This is a genomic window from Vulcanithermus mediatlanticus, assembly GCF_055385885.1.
In genome coordinates this window covers 1,931,393-1,947,702 of record NZ_AP042385.1, presented here as the reverse complement: position 1 = coordinate 1,947,702, position 16,310 = coordinate 1,931,393, and the positions used below count along the sequence as shown (strand labels likewise).

Genomic DNA, 16,310 nt, shown 5'->3' with positions numbered 1-16,310 from the left:
GCTACCTTTGCATTGCCTGGCCACTCCGTATTACGCTTGAGATCGTGATTCAGGCCATCCGTGGCACACGTGACCTCTTCGGCGAAGAACTCCAGTGGCACAGGACCATCGAGGCGACTACTCGCGACGTCCTCGAGGCCGCGGGGGCGATCGAGATTCAGACGCCAATCTTCGAGGACGCCGCGGTCTTCGAAAAGGGCGTCGGCGCCACCACCGATATCGTCCAGCACGAGATGTACACCTTCACCGACCGCGGCGGCCGCCGGTTGGTCTTGCGCCCCGAAGGCACCGCCGGTGTCATGCGGGCCTTCCTCGAGCACGGCATGCAGGTCTGGCCACTCCCGGTCAAGCTCTACTACCTCGGCCCCATGTTCCGCGCCGAGCGGCCGCAAAAGGGGCGCCAACGCCAGTTCCACCAGGCGGGGTTCGAGTCGATCGGCCTCGAGGCTCCGCTGGCCGACGCCGAGGCCATCGCCTTGCTGGTCGACATCCTGAAGGCGCTGGGGCTCTCACGGTTTGAACTCAAGCTGAGCTCGCTCGGCGATCCCGAGGACCGGATCCGCTACAACGATTACCTCAGGCAGGCGCTCGCGCCTTATGCCAACGAACTCAGCGACGATTCTCGGAATCGTTTGCAAAGGAACCCCATGCGCATTCTCGACTCCAAGGCAGAAGCCGACCAGGCCGTTTTGCAAAAAGCCGGGATCCGGCCCATCCTCGAGTTCTTGGGGCCGGAAGCCCGGGCGCATTTCGAAGCGGTCCAGGCCCACCTGAATCAACTGGGCATCGACTACGTCGTCGCGCCCCACCTGGTTCGCGGCCTCGACTATTACCGCCGAACCGCCTTCGAGGTTCACCACGAGGGCCTCGGCGCCCAGTCGGCGCTCGGGGGCGGCGGACGCTACGACGGACTCACCGAGCTGCTCGGGGGGCCGAGCGTGCCCGGCATCGGCTGGGCGATCGGGATCGAACGTCTGGTTCTGGCCCTCAAGGCCGAGGGCCAGCGCCCGAGAACGCGCGAACGCCGGGCCATCTACTTCGTACCGCTCGATGAGGCCGCCGTTGGCGAGGCGCTGGTTCTTGCCCAGTCGCTCCGGCCCCGGATCCGGGCCGAGTTCGCCTACGTTCCCCGGCGTCCGGCCAAAGGGATCAAGGAGGCCGAAAAGCGAGGGGCGCGCTGGGCTTGCTTCTTGGGTGAGGCGGAACGGGCGCGCGGAACCGTCACGGTCAAGGATCTGGTGACCGGCGAGCAACACGAGCTGGCGCGGGACGCGCTCGGCCAATGGGTGGAGGGACTGTGAAACGAACCCACTACTGCGGTGCCATCGGACGCGAGCACATCGGAACCCGGGTGGTCCTCGAGGGCTGGGTGAACCGGCGGCGGGATCTCGGGGGCTTGATCTTTCTCGACCTCCGCGACCGGGAGGGGCTGGTGCAGGTGGTGATCGATCCCGATTCGCCGGCCTATGGCGAGTCGGAGAAGGTGCGCGCCGAGTACGTGGTCCGGGTGAGCGGCGAGGTGCGCGCCCGACCGGAGGACCAGGTAAACCCGCGGCTGGGGAGCGGTGCGGTCGAGGTGTTCGCCGAGGCGCTTGAGATCCTCGCACCGGCGAAAACCCCGCCCTTTGCCCTCGACGCCGGCTGGCGTGGCGAGGCGGAGGCCGCGGTCAACGAGGAACTCCGGCTCAGATACCGCTACCTCGACCTGCGTCGAAAGGCGATGTTCGAGCGGCTCCGCCTGCGCCACCGGGTGGAAAAGGCCATCTGGGACTTCCTCGACCGGGAGGGTTTCCTCTACGTCGAAACCCCGATGCTCACCCGGAGCACCCCGGAAGGGGCCCGGGACTTTTTGGTGCCCTCGAGGCTCGAGCCCGGCTCGTTCTACGCTCTGCCCCAATCGCCCCAGCTCTTCAAACAGATGCTCATGGTCTCGGGGGTCGACCGCTACTTCCAACTCGCGCGCTGCTTCCGGGATGAGGATCTGCGCAAGGACCGCCAGCCCGAGTTCACCCAGCTCGATCTGGAGATGAGCTTCGTCGACCCCGAGGACATCTACGACCTCAACGAGCGACTGCTCGCCCACGTTTTCGAGGAGGCGCTCGGGGTTGAGATTCCCCGCCCCTTCCCCCGTCTCCCCTACCGCGAGGCCATGGACCGCTACGGTTCGGATAAACCCGATGTACGCTTTGGGCTTGAGCTCGAGGACGTCAGCCGCTTTTTTGCCGAGAGCGACTTCCAGGTTTTTCGGGGGGTCCTCGAGGCGGGGGGGGTCATCAAGGCCCTCGTCGTCCCCCAAGCCCTTTCGCGCAAACAGATCACGGCGCTTGAGGACGAGGCCAAGCGCCATGGCGCCAAGGGGCTCGCCTGGGCCCGGGTCGAGGCCGGCGGGGCGAGCGGGGGCATCGCCAGGTTCGTGCCCCAGCAGCTCCTTCGGGCCCTCGAGGCCCGTCCCGGCTCCACCCTGCTCTTCGTCGCCGATGCCTGGGCCACGGCGGTCACCGCGCTGGGGGCGGTTCGGAGCCTCCTCGCCGACATGCTCGAGCTTCCCCGAGAGGGCTGGGCCTTTTTGTGGGTCGTCGACTTCCCCTTGCTGGAGTGGGATGAGGAAGCGGGGCACTGGACCTACATGCACCACCCCTTCACCATGCCCCATCCCGACGACCTCGAGCGCCTGGAAGCCGACCCGGCTTCAGCCCGCGCCCTGGCCTACGACCTGGTGCTCAACGGGGTGGAGATCGGGGGTGGCTCGATCCGCATCCACCGCCCCGACATCCAGCAGCGGGTCTTCACCCTCCTTGGCATCTCCGAGGCAGAGGCCCGGGCCAAGTTCGGATTCTTCCTCGAGGCCCTCGCCTACGGCGCGCCGCCCCACGGGGGGATCGCCTGGGGGCTTGACCGGCTGTTGGCATTGATGTCCGGAGCCCCTTCGATCCGGGAAGTCATCCCCTTTCCCAAGAACAAAACCGGGAAGGATCCGCTCACCGGCGCGCCAGGTCCGGTGGAAAAAGCGCAGCTCGACGAGCTTGGGATTCGGGTGGTCCTATGAAGGTGCCATACCTTCTGGTCGACGCATTCACCGAAACACCGGGGACGGGGAACCGGGTCGCGCTCGTGCTCGACGCCCGGGGATTCGATGAGGCCACCCTTTTACGCGTGGCCCGCAAACTTCGGGTGCGCGAGGTGGCCTTCGTGACCGGGTGGCAGGGCGACGCCTTCGACGTCCGCTTCTTTACCCCGGAAAAGGAGATCGAGTTCACCGGGGCGGCGGCGATCGCCCTGGGGCTCATGCTGGTGCGCCAGGGGCAGGCCAAAAGCGGCACCGAGAAGCTCTTTTTGCGCACCCCCGTCGACACCGTCCCGGTCGAGATCCACTACCGCGACGAGGGGCCCTTTGAGGCGGTGATTCGGGAACCGGCCCCCCGCTTCCGCGATCCCCCCACCTACACCCTTCTCCGCGAGGCCATGGCCGTCCTCGGCGGTGACGAGCGCTATTTGCACCGGGGTCTTCCCGTCGGTGTGGCGTTCACCGGGCTCTGGTCGCTCTTCATTCCGGTGGTGGCACCGGGAATGATCGATGCCCTCGAGCCCGAGATGGAAGCCCTGCGTACGCTCGCGGCCAAGGTCGGGGTCAGCACCGTGCACCCCTACACCCCCCTCGGCCCGCGAACCTACTACGCGCGGGACTTCGCGCCGGGCCTCGGTATTCCCGAAGACCCGGTGACCGGCAGCGCCAACGGGGCCCTGGCTGCCCTTCTCGCCCGGGCCGGGGTGGTGCCCCGCCGGGAGGGTGAGGTGACGATCACCGTGATGCAAGGGCACCGCATGGGCGTGCCCGGCGAGGTGAAGGCCCGGGTGGAGTACACCGCCCAGGGCGAGCCCTACGCCGTCTTCGTCGGCGGCGCCGCGGTGGAGGCCGCCCGCGGTCAGGTCGAGCTGTGAAGCCCGAGACGCGGATTCGCCTGGTCTTTATCGATGCCGACGGAACCCTGGTCGGGAGGCGGGGCGTTCCCGAGTGTGCGTGGGAGGCGATCGAGCACGCCCGGGCGAGGGGCATCCGTTTTTCGCTCTCGACGGGGCGACTGGCCAGGGGGGAAACGCTCGCCTACGCCCGGCGCCTCGACCCGTCGGGCCTGCATATCTTCCACTCCGGGGCCGCCGTGGTCACGGGTGAGGGCGCGGTGGTGCAAGACTGGCCGCTTTCCCCCACCGTGTACCACCGGGCGGTGGACTTCGCCCGGGCCCGCGGCCTGCTGCTCGAAGCCTACACATCCGTCGGCGACTTCTATACCGAGCGACAAAGCCGGCTCCACGACGATCACGCCCGCCTTCTGGGCCTGGCCTCGAGGCCCGCTGACCTGCACACGGTCCCCCTCGAGGGCCGGGTGGTTCGTCTCCAGTTCATCGCCGAGGCCGCGCGCTGGCGTCGTGAGAAGCGCGGCTTATCCCTTGAGCAGGCGGTTCTGCACGAAGCGACCGCTCCGGCGACGCCCGGCGTAATCTACGCTTCGCTCACTGCGCCTGGCGTGAACAAACGCCAGGCCGCGGCCTGGGTCGCACGAAGGCTTGGGGTTGACCTCGAGACGGAAGCGGCGGCGATCGGGGATGGACTGAATGACCTGGCCCTCATCCAGGGTGTGGCCCTCGGCATCGCGATGGCCGACGCACCGGATGAGGTCAGGTACGCCGCCAGCCTCGTTGTCCCGCCCGCCGACGCCTGCGGTCTGGCCGAGGCGATCGCGCGGGTGCTCGGGAGTTGACCGATGCGAGGACTGGTCTGCCTCGACCTCGACGGCACCTTGCTCTGGGAGGGGATTTTTGCTCCCGGCGCCTGGGAGATGCTCGAACGGCTCAGGCGTGCCGGCTACACGCTCGCCGTGTGCACCGGCCGGTTGCCGGCGGGGTTCGCCCTCGAGGCCGCCCGCCGCGTCAACGCGGGCGGCAGGCACGCGTTCGCCGACGGTGCGCTCATCGCCGACGCCTGCGGTCAGATCTTTTCCCGCCAGCCTTTGAGCCCAGAAACGACGGAACGAATCCTGACCCTTATGGAGCGCTACCGGATTCCGGCCGACATCCTGAGCGCGGCCGGACGGCGGTATCACCTCCGGGGTCTCCGCCCACCCGACCTCGAAACCCGGGTGGCCCAAAACGGAACCCCTTCGTTCCCCATTTCCCCGGATGCGCTCTTCCAGGAACCGCCGGTGGTGGTGTGGCTGAGCGGGATCGCGGCCGAACTCTGGGATGAAGCGAAATCGCTCATCGGCGATGAGGTTTACGCGGAAGTGCATGGCCCCTTTGACGGTCAGCTCCACGTGGGCCTCAAGCCCCGTGGTCGCCACAAAGGGTTTGCGCTCAGGAGCCTGGCCGAATTCTACGGGGTGCCCCTAGAGCGGACGGTCATGGTCGGCGACGGGAAGAACGACGTGTGTGCCCTCGAGGCCGCGGGGCTGGCCATCGTTCCGGAGAACGCCCATCCCGAGGCCAAGGCCGTCACCGATCGGGTGGTCGCGCCGGTCGCCGAAGGGGGGCTCTACCAGGTCGTCGGGGAACTCGCCGAAGCTTTTTCTCGATAGTCAAATATCCTTGACAAGAGGACCAGGGTCCTTTACATTATGTAAAGGAGGTTTAACATGAACCCCTGGGCCGACCCCATCTCTGTCTGGCGGGAAAAGCGCCGCATGGCTGAGGAGGCGCACCGGGAACCTGCCCTCGCCTTCCTCGCCTACACAATCGAACGCTGGAGGTTGATCATGAAGAACCGGATCAGGGTCTTAAGAACCGAGCGAGGCTGGAGCCAAGCCGAGCTCGCGCAACGGCTCGGCGTTAGCCGCCAGACCGTCATCGCGATCGAGAAAGGCAAGTACGATCCCAGCCTGCCGCTCGCCTTCCGCATCGCACGTACCTTTGGCCTGCCAATTGAAGCGGTTTTCGAGTACGAGGAGAAGGGCCATGGAAAAGAAGCCTAAACAAATTTCGCTCAACCTGACTCCACTGGTTCTCGTCGCGGTCGCCGGTCTGGCGATTTGGTGGGGTGGGCAATACGCGGCCTGGGCATTGGTCTGGGTCTATGCCTTCATCATCGTTTTCGCCGCCTTAGCCGTCAGCTTCCTGACCGTCTCGGACGCAGTTTCAGATTCGTTTTCGTGGCACATCAAAAAGACAACGGTAACGCATGCGTCGCCGATAGGAAGGCGCTTACCGCTTGCGCTCTGGGCTTTTGCTTCGATGCTGGCGTTTGGCTCCCTGGCTTGGCAGGGACACCCCCTGATGGCGGTCCCTTTGCTTTCGCTGGTGGTCTTTATCATCCCCGACGCGACCGAGCTGATCGCCGACGAGTACGTCCGCCACATACTCGCGAAGGCTTCGTCGTTGGCCGGCGCACTGGCTCTTGCCTTCGGGTTGGTGATCTCGGCTGTATCCCGGCCCTCCGCGATCGAATTGCTGGTGGCGATGTTGGGGGTGTACACACTCGTTCTTGAGTGGGCGGCCTACCGCGAACTGCGATAAACTCGGCTCATGCGTCGTGTCTTCATCGAGGAAATTGCAGCGCATGTGGGCCAGGAGGTACGCCTTTTTGGCTGGCTCTTTAACCGCCGGTCCAAGGGGAAGATTCACTTCCTCATCTTGAGAGACGGAACCGGCTTTCTGCAGGCCACGGTCTTCAAAGGAGATGTCGACGAAGCGACGTTCGAGGCAGCCGATCACCTGCCCCAAGAGAGCGCCCTCGAGGTCTGGGGTGAGGTGAAGTCGGATGCCCGCGCGCCCGGGGGCGTCGAGCTCAGCGTTCGTGGCCTCAACGTGGTTTCGAAACCTCGAGACGAGTACCCGATCACCAAAAAGGACCACGGAATCGACTTCCTGATGGATCACCGCCACCTCTGGCTCCGTCACCGCCGTCCCTGGGCGGTGATGCGGATCCGTAACGAGATCGAGCTGGCGATCCACGAGTTTTTCGCCGAACGCGGTTTTTTGCGCTTCGACGCCCCGATCCTCACCCCCTCCGCCGTGGAAGGGACCACCGAACTCTTTGAGGTCGAGCTCTTCGACGGAGAAAAGGCCTACCTCTCCCAGTCGGGTCAGCTCTACGCTGAGGTCGGCGCCATGGCCTATGGTAAGGTCTACACCTTTGGGCCGACCTTCCGCGCTGAGCGCTCTAAGACCCGCCGGCACCTGCTGGAGTTTTGGATGGTCGAGCCCGAGGTGGCCTTCATGACCCACGAGGAGAACCTCGAGCTGCAGGAGGCTCTCGTCGCCCACATCGTGGGGCGGGTCCTCGAGCGGCGGACGGCGGAGCTCGAACGCCTCGAGCGCGATCCCAAAGCCCTCGAGCCCGCAGCTCAGGGGAACTACCCCAGGCTCACCTACAAGGAAGCGGTCGACCTCTTGCAAAAGATCGCCGAGAAGGAGGGCGTGGAGCCGATTCCCTACGGCGAGGACTTCGGAGCGCCCCACGAAGCCGCCATCAGCAAGCAGTTCGACCGGCCGGTGTTCATCGAGCGCTATCCGGCTAAGATCAAGGCCTTTTATATGCAACCCGACCCCGCAGACGCCGATCTCGTGCTCAACGACGACCTCCTGGCGCCGGAGGGCTACGGGGAGATCATCGGCGGGTCGGAGCGCATCTGGGACCTCGAGCTCTTAAAGCGACGCATCGCCGAGCGCGGTTTGCCGCAAGACGTTTATGACTGGTATTTGGACCTCAGGAAGTTCGGCAGCGTTCCCCATGCCGGGTTTGGCCTCGGCCTTGAGCGCACCGTGGCCTGGATCGCGGGGCTCAAGCACGTTCGCGAGGCCATCCCCTTCCCCCGGACCTACACCCGCATGCGGCCGTAAAAGCGCGCGATTGGCCCGCTTCACCCAGGACGGCGGCCGGCCTTCGGGTGCCGAGTGAGGAAACCCCCTTGGTAAAAGCCACGGGGGGGCTTGCTATGAGGCTGCCCTACCCGATTTTTGCGGTTTCCATGACTCCGGCCATTTGGGCGAACATGCGGTGGACCCTCTGGTCGTCGGTGAGCTCGGGATGGAAGGTGGTCACCATGGCCCGTTCGCCCGCCAGGAAGACCGGGTCCCCGTGGTATTGGGCGAGCATGCGGAGCGCTTCGCCGACCCGGAGGATCACCGGCGCCCGGATAAACACCGCGTGGAAGGGCCGATCAAAGCCTTCGATCGTGAGCTCGGTTTCGAAGGATTCGACCTGTCGGCCGTAGGCGTTTCGTGCCACCGTGAGATCGAGGACCCCGAGGCGGGGCTGGTGAGGGTAGCCTTCGATCTCACGGGCCAGCCATATGGCTCCGGCACACGTGCCCCAAAGGGCGAGCCGGCCCTCGAGGTAACGCTTTCGGGCGAGTGCTTCAACCCCGTATTCGCGGGCGAGCTTGCCGATGGTGGTTGACTCGCCGCCCGGGATCACCAGCCCGGTAATTCCCTCCATATCGGCAGCACTCCGGATGCGCTTGGTGGGGAGGCCGAGCTTTTGGTAGGCCAGTTCGTGTTCCCTGAAATCGCCTTGCACCGCGAGGATTCCGATCATCTTGCTCTATCCTGCGGCGGTTTTTCTTCGGCGTCAACCGGTTTTTGTGAAGAGAGTTGGCTGTACTAGTTTGTGAATATTTTCCCGTGTTCAGCCAAAAAAAAGGACGCGGGCAACCCCGCGCCAATCTACCAGCCCCGGTTCGCCAGCCGTTCCTCTTCCGAGAGCACATCGATGTTGATGCCCACCATCGGCTCGCCCAGATCCTCGCTCACCTCGGCCAGCACCTCGGGGTCGTCGTAGTGCGTCACCGCGCGAACGATGGCCCGGGCGCGTTTCCTGGGATCCCCAGACTTGAAGATGCCGGAGCCGACGAAGACCCCCTCCATCCCCAGGTGCATCATCAGCGCCGCGTCCGCAGGCGTGGCCACGCCGCCGGCGGCGAAGTTGACGACCGGCAGCTTGCCGTGCTCGTGGACCCAGCGCACCAGCTCGAAGGGGGCTTGCAGTTCCTTGGCCGCGGCCATGAGCTCCTCGGGGCGCAGCGATTGCAGCCAGCGGATCTGCTTCCACATTCGGCGGGCATGGCGCACGGCCTCGACGACGTTTCCGGTCCCCGCTTCGCCCTTGGTTCGGATCATGGCCGCGCCCTCGGCGATCCGCCTGAGAGCCTCTCCCAGATCGCGGGCGCCGTTGACGAACGGCACCTTGAACGACCACTTATCGATGTGATGCTCCTCGTCGGCCGGGGTCAGCACCTCCGACTCGTCGATGAAGTCAACGCCCAGGGCCTCGAGGATCATCGCCTCAGCGAAGTGCCCGATCCGCACCTTGGCCATCACCGGGATGGAGACCGCTGCCATGATCTCCTTGATCTTCTTGGGGTCCGCCATTCGCGCCACGCCGCCCTGGGCACGAATATCGGCCGGGACCCGCTCCAGCGCCATGACCGCCACCGCCCCGGCTTCTTCGGCGATTTCGGCCTGTTCCGGCGTGGTGACGTCCATGATGACGCCACCCTTAAACATCTCTGCAAAGCCAGTCTTCACCTTCAGCGTGCCCTTGGCTTCCATGGATTCCTCCTCCTAATTACCTGCGCGGTAGATAGTTCATGGGGTTGACCGGGCGGCGGTTCACCCGCACCTCGAAGTGCAGATGCACACCCAGCGCACCTTTCCCCGAGGCGCCGACATATCCGATCACCTGGCCCCGCTTGACGTACTGGCCGCTGCGCACCGCCAGTTTGTTCATATGGGCATAGAGCGTCTCCACGCCATCGCCGTGGTCGATCCGGACATACCTACCGAAATAGTACCCCCAACCAGCGAACACCACCCGTCCCGACTTGGCGGCGTAGATCGGCGTGCCGCGGGGGGCTGCCATATCGATGCCGGTATGGAAGTTCGAGCCGGCGACCCAAAGGTTCCGGTATCCGAAATAACTGGTCAGCCGGAACGACCGGAGCGGCCACTGGAAGCCTTTGAGCGAAGGGCCGGGTCGGTAGCTGACCCGCCTGAGCTCGGCCTGCCGTCTCGCCCGGGCAAGCTGCAACCGGCGGCGGCGCTCGGCGAGCTGCCTGCGCTCTTCCTCGCGTTTCTTTTCCAGCCGGGCTAAAACGTCTTTGGCCTGCAGATGGGGCAAGAGGACGTAATCCCCGGGCTTTAACGCTCTGGGGTCGTCGATCCCGTTGACCTCGGCCAGCAGGCCGGGGTCGATCCCGTAGCGGAGCGCGAGATCCAGCAGCGTCTCCCCTGGCGAAAGGGCGACGATACGGCCTTTTAGCCCTTCGGGAATGAGAAGCTGGCTGCCAAGCGGAAGGTGATCGAGGCTCTCAAGGGCGGGGTTGGCCGAAACGAGCTCGAGGATCGAGAGTCGGAAGCGCTTGGCGATGCCCTCGAGGGTATCGCCCTGCTGAACCCGGTAAAGGCGGACACCCGGTGGGAGGCGCGGCCCCTCGCGCTCGGGGAGCTCGAAAGGAATTCGCAGTTCCTGACCGGGTTGAATGCGCTCGCCCTTGATGCCGCTGGCCTTTTGAATGGCCTCGACGGACGTACCGTACTGGCTTGCGAGCAGCGCGAGGCTTTCACCCGGGCGGACGATGTGGAGCGCCACCCCGCGCCGTTCGTCGCGGGGTTTGGCCGTCTGGGCCGGCGTCAGCACCACCTGCGGGCGCTCAAGCTGGGAAGCGTAGTCGGCGAGAATCTTCTCGGGCGAAAACGGCAAAGTGATGAACGCGCCGGCGAGCATGAAGGTCATCCAACTAGTTCGCGCCACGGGGTGCCTCCACAACGAGGAGTATACCTATCGCGCGGCCAGCGTGGCAAGGAATTCTGCGTTGGATTTGGTCTTTGACAAGCGCGACAGGAGCATCTCCATGGCCTCGGCGGGGTCCATATCGGCGAGAACCTTCCTGAGCAGCCACATTTTGTGAATGACCTCTTCTCCCAGGAGGAGCTCCTCGCGACGGGTCCCGGACTTGAGGATGTCGATGGCAGGGAAGATGCGGCGCTCCTCGAGTCGCCGGGAGAGATGAAGCTCCATGTTGCCCGTCCCCTTGAACTCTTCGAAGATGACGTCGTCCATCCGGCTCCCGGTCTCAACCAAAGCCGTGGCCAGGATGGTCAGGGAACCGCCTCCCCGAATGTTCCGCGCCGCGCCCAGGAACTTCTTGGGGAAGTGGAGGGCAGCGGAGTCCAGACCGCCGGAGAGCGTCCTCCCCGTGGGCGGCGTCACCAGGTTGTTGGCCCGGGCAAGGCGGGTGATCGAGTCGAGGAGGATCATCACGTGACCCCCCTCTTCGACGATCCGCTTGGCGCGTTCGTGGACGAACTCGGCGACCCGGATGTGGCTTTGCGGGGGCTCGTCGAAGGTGCTGGCGATGACCTCGACCCCTTCCACCTCCTCCCGGAAGTCGGTGACTTCCTCCGGCCGCTCGTCGATGAGGAGCACGATGACCTTGATGTCGGGCTCGTTTTGCACCACTGCCCGGGCGATCTTCTTGAGCAGGGTGGTCTTACCCGCTTTGGGCGGGGCGACGATGAGACCACGCTGCCCCCGACCGATGGGCGCGAGGAGATCGATGACCCGGGTGGCCAGCTCATCGGCGGTGGTCTCGAGGCGGATTCTGCGGTCGGGGAATTGTGGGATCAGCTCGTCGAACTTCGGTCGCTGCCTCGCCGTTTCCGGATCAACGCCGTTGATCGCCTCGACCCGGATGAGGGTGCCGTAGCGCTCGTTCTCACGCGGTGCTCGGGCTTTGCCAACCACATAGTCACCACTCCGCAGCGCGAACTGCTTGATCAGCCCAGCGGAGACGATCACGCTCCGCGAATCGAGGTTGTAGACATTCTCCTGCAAGAACCCGTAGCCATCGGGGCTGATCTCCAAATAACCGCGCGCGAGCTGCAACCCCTCGCCCTCGGCCTCCTTCTCCAACAGCGCCATCACCAGCTCGTCCTTCTTCATGCGCTTGTAATTGGGAAGGCCGACCTGAGCGGCGATGAGGTGGAGCTCGGGGAGGATCTTCGACGAAAGTTCCTGGAAGGTCAGCTGCTCTGGGCTGTTTTTTTTCCGGCTCATCTTTGCCACCACTCGTTCATCCACGTAGGTCGGATTGGGCCTGACGCCAATCGGCGAGGAAACGCTCGATGCCTTTGTCGGTGAGGGGATGCTCGACCATTTGCTTCATCACCTTGTAGGGAACGGTAGCGATGTCGGCGCCGGCGAGCGCGGCATCCACCACGTGCCTGGGGTGGCGAATGCTCGCGGCGATGATCTTGGTTGGCAGGTCGTGGATTTGAAAGATTTCGGAGATCTTTTCGATGAGGGCGATCCCATCCCACGAAATGTCGTCGACACGGCCGACGAAGGGGCTCACATACCGCGCCCCGGCTCGCGCCGCGAGCAGGGCCTGCGTGGGTGAGAACACGAGGGTAACGTTCACGGGAATCCCTTCATCGGCGAGCACCCGGGTCGCGGCAAGACCCTCCGGGGTCATCGGGACCTTGATCACCACGTAGCCGGAAAGGCGCGCGAGTTCGTGCGCCTCCCGGATCATCCCCTCGGCGTCGGTGGAAATCACTTCCGCCGAAACCGGGCCCTTCACCGTTTCGGCGATCTCGACGATCACGGCCTTCAAATCACGTCCCGACTTGGCGACCAGGGTCGGGTTCGTGGTCACACCCGCAAGCACGCCCCAGCGTACGATCTCGCGGATCTCTTCGATATTGGCAGTATCCAAGTACAGCTCCATGGCAACCTCACTATTCTCGGGAACGGAATCCGGCCAAATTGACGGGCATTTTAGGGTTTTGCTAGGATGTACCCACGGTCGCCGGACTTCCGGAGGCCAATTATAGCCCCAGAAAGGGCTTTTGTAAAGGCGACGACGGGGACGAGTACGCGTTCGAGGCCCCACAGCGAGCCCGGGATGGTGAGAGCCGGGTGGGAACCGGAGCGCGGAAAATCACCCCCGAGCCGCGGGAGGAAAGGCGAGAGCCGAGTAATGCCCGCCGGGTGCGCCCGTTACAGCGCTAAAAGAGGGCGCGGTCGCAAGACCGCGAAGCGCGGTGGTACCGCGGGGCATCGCCTCGTCCGCGCGCCGAGCGCGGGCGTTTCCCGTTCTTGGAGGTGGAGATGTTCAAGGAAGTCGGTTCGCCGAACTTTCCCCAGCTCGAGGAGGCGATCCTCGAATTCTGGAAAAAGGCGCGAATCTTTGAAAAGAGTCTCGACCAGCGCCGTGGAAAGCCGCAGTTTACCTTTTACGAAGGTCCCCCGACCGCCAACGGAAGACCCGGGGTCCACCACGCCCAGGCCAGGAGCTACAAGGATCTCTTTCCCCGATTCAAAACCATGCAGGGCTACTTCGTCCCCCGCAAAGCCGGCTGGGACACGCACGGCCTTCCCGTCGAGCTCGAGGTAGAAAAGAAGCTCGGACTCAAGAGCAAACGCGACATCGAACGCTACGGCATCGAGGCCTTCAACCGGGCCTGCAAAGCCTCGGTGCTCGAATACGAAAAGGAATGGGAGCGCTTTACCGAGCGCATCGCGTTTTGGGTCGACCTGAGCGACGCCTACTACACCTTTGACAAGCGTTACATCGAGTCGGTCTGGTGGAGCCTCGGCGAGCTTTGGAAAAAGGGGCTCATCTACAAAGACTACAAAGTCGTCCCCTATTGCCCGCGCTGCGGCACACCCCTGTCTTCGCACGAGGTCGCGGAGGGGTACAAGGAAATCAGCGATCCCTCGATCTACGTCCGCTTTCCCCTGCGGGAACCTGGAAAGCTGGGGCTCGACCAGGCAAGCCTGCTGGTCTGGACCACCACGCCCTGGACGCTCACCGGAAACGCGGCCGCCGCCGTGAACCCCGAGTTCACCTATGCCGCCTTCGAATACGAGGGCGAGACCCTCATCCTTGAGATCGGCCTCGGGCAAAAGCTCTTCGGGGACAAAGCCAGGGTGAAAAAGCGCTTTCGCGGCAGGGCGCTCGAGCGCTTGGCCTACGACCCGCCCTACCGCTTCGTCGAGGCCGACAAACCGGCGCATTATGTCGTCTTGGCCGACTACGTCACCAAGGAAGACGGCACCGGCATCGTCCACCAGGCCCCAGCCTTCGGTGCTGAAGACATGGAGGTCGCCCGGCGTTACGACTTACCGGTCCTGATCACGGTCGATGAGGAAGGGAAGATCAAGGTCGGCCCCTTCCAGGGGCGCTTCTTCCGGGATGCCAACAAAGAGATCATCCGCGACCTCAAAGACCGGGGGCTCTTGCTCATGCGCCAGGACTTCCTGCACAGCTACCCCCACTGCTGGCGGTGCAAAACGCCGCTCATGTACTACGCTACCGAAACCTGGTTCATTCAAAACACCCGCTTTAAAGAGGCGCTGCTTGAAAAGAACGAACGCATCAACTGGATCCCGCCGCACATCAAACACGGACGCTACGGTGAATGGCTCAAAAACCTCGTCGACTGGGCACTTTCGCGCAACCGCTACTGGGGCACCCCGCTTCCGGTCTGGGTGTGTGAGGCCTGTGGCCACCAGCACCTGGTGAGCTCGTTCGAAGAGTTAAAGCAGCGGTCCCAGCAGCCCATCGACCCCGAATCGCCCGATTTTGACCCTCACCGCCCCTACGTCGACCGGATCACCCTCCGCTGCGAGCATTGCGGCGGCACCATGCGCCGCGTACCTTACGTGATCGACGTTTGGTACGACTCGGGCGCCATGCCCTTTGCCCAGTTCCACTACCCGTTCGAGAACGCCGAGACCTTCCAAAAGAGCTTCCCCGCCGACTTCATCGCCGAGGCCATCGACCAAACCCGCGGCTGGTTCAACTCGCTCCACCAACTCGGCGTCATGCTCTTTGATTCCGTGGCCTACCGCAACGTGATCTGTCACGGGCACATCCTCGACGAAAAAGGCGAGAAGATGTCGAAGTCCAAGGGGAACATCGTCAACCCCTGGGAAATCATCGACACCTTCGGCGCCGATGCCCTTCGCTGGTATATCTACGTCGCCGCGCCCCCCGAAGCCTCGCGTCGTTTCGGCCCCAAGCTGGTCAAGGACGCACTGCGCGATTACTTCCTGACGCTCTGGAACGTCTACAGCTTCTTCGTCACCTACGCCAACCTCGACCGACCCCGCCTCGAAAACCGCCCGCCAGTTGAAGCCCGGCCCGAGATTGACCGCTGGTTGATCGCCCGTACGCAGCACCTGATTGAAGAGGTCACCACGGGTCTTGAGGCCTTCGACCCCACCACGCCGGCCCGGAAGCTCCGCGATTTCGTCGTCCGCGACCTTTCGCAATGGTACGTCCGGCGCAACCGGCGGCGCTTTTGGAAAAACGAGGTGGTGGAGGATCGGGAAGCCGCTTACGCCACGCTCTGGGAAACGCTGGTGACCATCACCCAGCTGACCGCCCCCTTCACCCCCTTCCTGGCCGAAGCGTTGTGGCAGAACCTGGTGCGCAGCGTGGACCAAAGCGCCCCCGAAAGCGTTCACCTCAGCGACTGGCCCCGCCCCAACGAGGCCTGGACCGACCGGGCACTCATCCGCTCGATGGAGGTGGTGCTCAAGGTCGTCGATCTGGCCCGCAGCGCACGGGCGAAGTCTGGCGTCAAAACCCGAACGCCGCTCGCCACCCTGCGCCTGGTCGCGCCCGAGCCCGAGCAGCGCGAGGCCCTGCGCCACTTCGCCGGTGAAATCGCCGACGAGCTCAACGTGAAACGGGTCGAGGTCCTCTCCCCCGAAGAAGCCGGCCTCGGCTACCGGATCAAGCCCAACCTGCCCAAACTGGGGCCCAAATACGGCAAAGCGCTCGCCTCCGTCCGAAAGGCCCTCCTCGCCATGGATCCCCAGGCGGTCGCGAGCCGGGTCCTGGCGGGGCAAACGGTTGAGGTCGAAGCCGGGGGACGCCGCATTCAGCTGCTGCCCGACGAGGTGTTAATCGAACCGACCGTCCCTGCCGGGCAGCTGGCTGAAGCCGGCGATGGCTACGTCGCGATTTTGGACACCCACGTCTCCCGTAAGCTGCAGATCGAAGGGCTTGCGCGCGATATCGTACGCATGATCCAGCAGGCCCGGAAGGAAAAGCAACTACATGTGGCCGACCGCATCGTCGTGCACTACCAGGCGAGCGGGGACTACCTCGAGGCCATCGAACGTCACCGCAACCACATCTGCGAGGAAACCCTGGCCAACGCCTGTCTCAAAGCCGCGCTCACCGAAGCCGACAGCACGAAGGTTGAGGACGAGCACGGCAGCTTTACCTTCGAAATCAGGCTCGCGGACTGAGCGGGGCCAATTCGGTGGCGGCTGGAGAACGGGCTCCAGCCGCCACTTTCCT

The 16,310-nt window shown here is 64.5% G+C and carries 14 protein-coding genes and 1 other annotated feature; of the genes, 9 read left to right on the top strand and 5 right to left on the bottom strand.

Annotated elements, in window-relative coordinates; all coding sequences use genetic code 11:
• Positions 1–41: 41 nt before the first annotated feature.
• The 8 genes from hisS to asnS are packed head-to-tail and all read left to right on the top strand — an operon-like array spanning position 42 to position 7,830.
• Entirely contained in the window at positions 42–1,301 is a 1,260-nt protein-coding gene (gene hisS / locus ACZ5BT_RS11060) for a histidine--tRNA ligase (protein ID WP_464885825.1), read from the top strand.
• Entirely contained in the window at positions 1,298–3,046 is a 1,749-nt protein-coding gene (gene aspS / locus ACZ5BT_RS11055; protein WP_464884643.1) for an aspartate--tRNA ligase, read from the top strand. Before hisS ends, aspS begins: the two co-directional genes overlap by 4 nt.
• A complete protein-coding gene (locus ACZ5BT_RS11050; protein WP_464884642.1) occupies positions 3,043–3,939 on the top strand; it encodes a PhzF family phenazine biosynthesis protein in 897 nt (298 codons plus the stop codon). Before aspS ends, ACZ5BT_RS11050 begins: the two co-directional genes overlap by 4 nt.
• Positions 3,936–4,757 (top strand): HAD family hydrolase, encoded by an 822-nt coding sequence (locus tag ACZ5BT_RS11045; RefSeq protein WP_464884641.1) that lies wholly within the window; start codon positions 3,936–3,938, stop codon positions 4,755–4,757. The genes ACZ5BT_RS11050 and ACZ5BT_RS11045 overlap by 4 nt, the downstream gene beginning before the upstream one ends.
• A 3-nt stretch (positions 4,758–4,760) precedes the next feature.
• The gene (locus ACZ5BT_RS11040) at positions 4,761–5,570 is read left to right on the top strand and encodes an HAD family hydrolase (RefSeq protein ID WP_464884640.1); all 810 of its coding nucleotides are present in this window, start codon (positions 4,761–4,763) and stop codon (positions 5,568–5,570) included.
• Positions 5,571–5,627: 57 nt separating this feature from the next.
• Positions 5,628–5,963 carry a helix-turn-helix transcriptional regulator gene (locus tag ACZ5BT_RS11035; protein WP_464884639.1) on the top strand — a complete coding sequence of 112 codons (336 nt, stop codon included), beginning with the start codon at positions 5,628–5,630 and terminating at the stop codon, positions 5,961–5,963.
• The gene (locus ACZ5BT_RS11030; RefSeq protein WP_464884638.1) at positions 5,947–6,504 is read left to right on the top strand and encodes a hypothetical protein; all 558 of its coding nucleotides are present in this window, start codon (positions 5,947–5,949) and stop codon (positions 6,502–6,504) included. Before ACZ5BT_RS11035 ends, ACZ5BT_RS11030 begins: the two co-directional genes overlap by 17 nt.
• Positions 6,505–6,513: 9 nt before the next feature.
• Positions 6,514–7,830: an asparagine--tRNA ligase gene (gene asnS, locus ACZ5BT_RS11025; protein WP_464884637.1), complete on the top strand. Its 1,317-nt coding sequence runs from the start codon at positions 6,514–6,516 to the stop codon at positions 7,828–7,830.
• Between the two features lie 106 nt (positions 7,831–7,936).
• On the opposite strand, the gene pdxT is transcribed toward asnS, so the two are convergent.
• The 5 genes from pdxT to fsa all read right to left on the bottom strand — a co-directional run bounded on the left by pdxT (position 7,937) and on the right by fsa (position 12,719).
• Positions 7,937–8,527, bottom strand: coding sequence for a pyridoxal 5'-phosphate synthase glutaminase subunit PdxT (pdxT, locus tag ACZ5BT_RS11020; RefSeq protein WP_464884636.1), 591 nt, complete (start codon positions 8,525–8,527; stop codon positions 7,937–7,939).
• A 128-nt stretch (positions 8,528–8,655) separates the two neighbouring features.
• Entirely contained in the window at positions 8,656–9,540 is an 885-nt protein-coding gene (pdxS, locus tag ACZ5BT_RS11015) for a pyridoxal 5'-phosphate synthase lyase subunit PdxS (protein ID WP_464884635.1), read from the bottom strand.
• A 16-nt stretch (positions 9,541–9,556) separates the two neighbouring features.
• Positions 9,557–10,741: a peptidoglycan DD-metalloendopeptidase family protein gene (locus tag ACZ5BT_RS11010; protein WP_464884634.1), complete on the bottom strand. Its 1,185-nt coding sequence runs from the start codon at positions 10,739–10,741 to the stop codon at positions 9,557–9,559.
• A gap of 27 nt (positions 10,742–10,768) precedes the next feature.
• A complete protein-coding gene (gene rho, locus ACZ5BT_RS11005; RefSeq protein ID WP_464884633.1) occupies positions 10,769–12,046 on the bottom strand; it encodes a transcription termination factor Rho in 1,278 nt (425 codons plus the stop codon).
• A 16-nt stretch (positions 12,047–12,062) separates the two neighbouring features.
• Positions 12,063–12,719, bottom strand: a complete 657-nt coding sequence (gene fsa / locus ACZ5BT_RS11000) for a fructose-6-phosphate aldolase (protein WP_464884632.1) — start codon at positions 12,717–12,719, stop codon at positions 12,063–12,065.
• 123 nt (positions 12,720–12,842) lie between these two features.
• Positions 12,843–13,067: a binding site (T-box leader), on the top strand.
• A gap of 35 nt (positions 13,068–13,102) precedes the next feature.
• On the opposite strand from fsa, the gene ileS reads away from it, so the two are divergent.
• Positions 13,103–16,258 (top strand): isoleucine--tRNA ligase, encoded by a 3,156-nt coding sequence (gene ileS / locus ACZ5BT_RS10995; RefSeq protein WP_464884631.1) that lies wholly within the window; start codon positions 13,103–13,105, stop codon positions 16,256–16,258.
• Positions 16,259–16,310 lie beyond the last annotated feature (52 nt).

Coding starts and splice junctions, on each gene's coding strand:
- pdxS (WP_464884635.1), bottom strand. CDS start 9,540: ATGGAAGCCAAGGGCACGCTGAAGGTGAAGACTGGCTTTGCAGAGATG.
- ACZ5BT_RS11030 (WP_464884638.1), top strand. CDS start 5,947: ATGGAAAAGAAGCCTAAACAAATTTCGCTCAACCTGACTCCACTGGTT.
- fsa (WP_464884632.1), bottom strand. CDS start 12,719: ATGGAGCTGTACTTGGATACTGCCAATATCGAAGAGATCCGCGAGATC.
- ACZ5BT_RS11050 (WP_464884642.1), top strand. CDS start 3,043: ATGAAGGTGCCATACCTTCTGGTCGACGCATTCACCGAAACACCGGGG.
- pdxT (WP_464884636.1), bottom strand. CDS start 8,527: ATGATCGGAATCCTCGCGGTGCAAGGCGATTTCAGGGAACACGAACTG.
- ACZ5BT_RS11040 (WP_464884640.1), top strand. CDS start 4,761: ATGCGAGGACTGGTCTGCCTCGACCTCGACGGCACCTTGCTCTGGGAG.
- asnS (WP_464884637.1), top strand. CDS start 6,514: ATGCGTCGTGTCTTCATCGAGGAAATTGCAGCGCATGTGGGCCAGGAG.
- ACZ5BT_RS11035 (WP_464884639.1), top strand. CDS start 5,628: ATGAACCCCTGGGCCGACCCCATCTCTGTCTGGCGGGAAAAGCGCCGC.
- rho (WP_464884633.1), bottom strand. CDS start 12,046: ATGAGCCGGAAAAAAAACAGCCCAGAGCAGCTGACCTTCCAGGAACTT.
- ileS (WP_464884631.1), top strand. CDS start 13,103: ATGTTCAAGGAAGTCGGTTCGCCGAACTTTCCCCAGCTCGAGGAGGCG.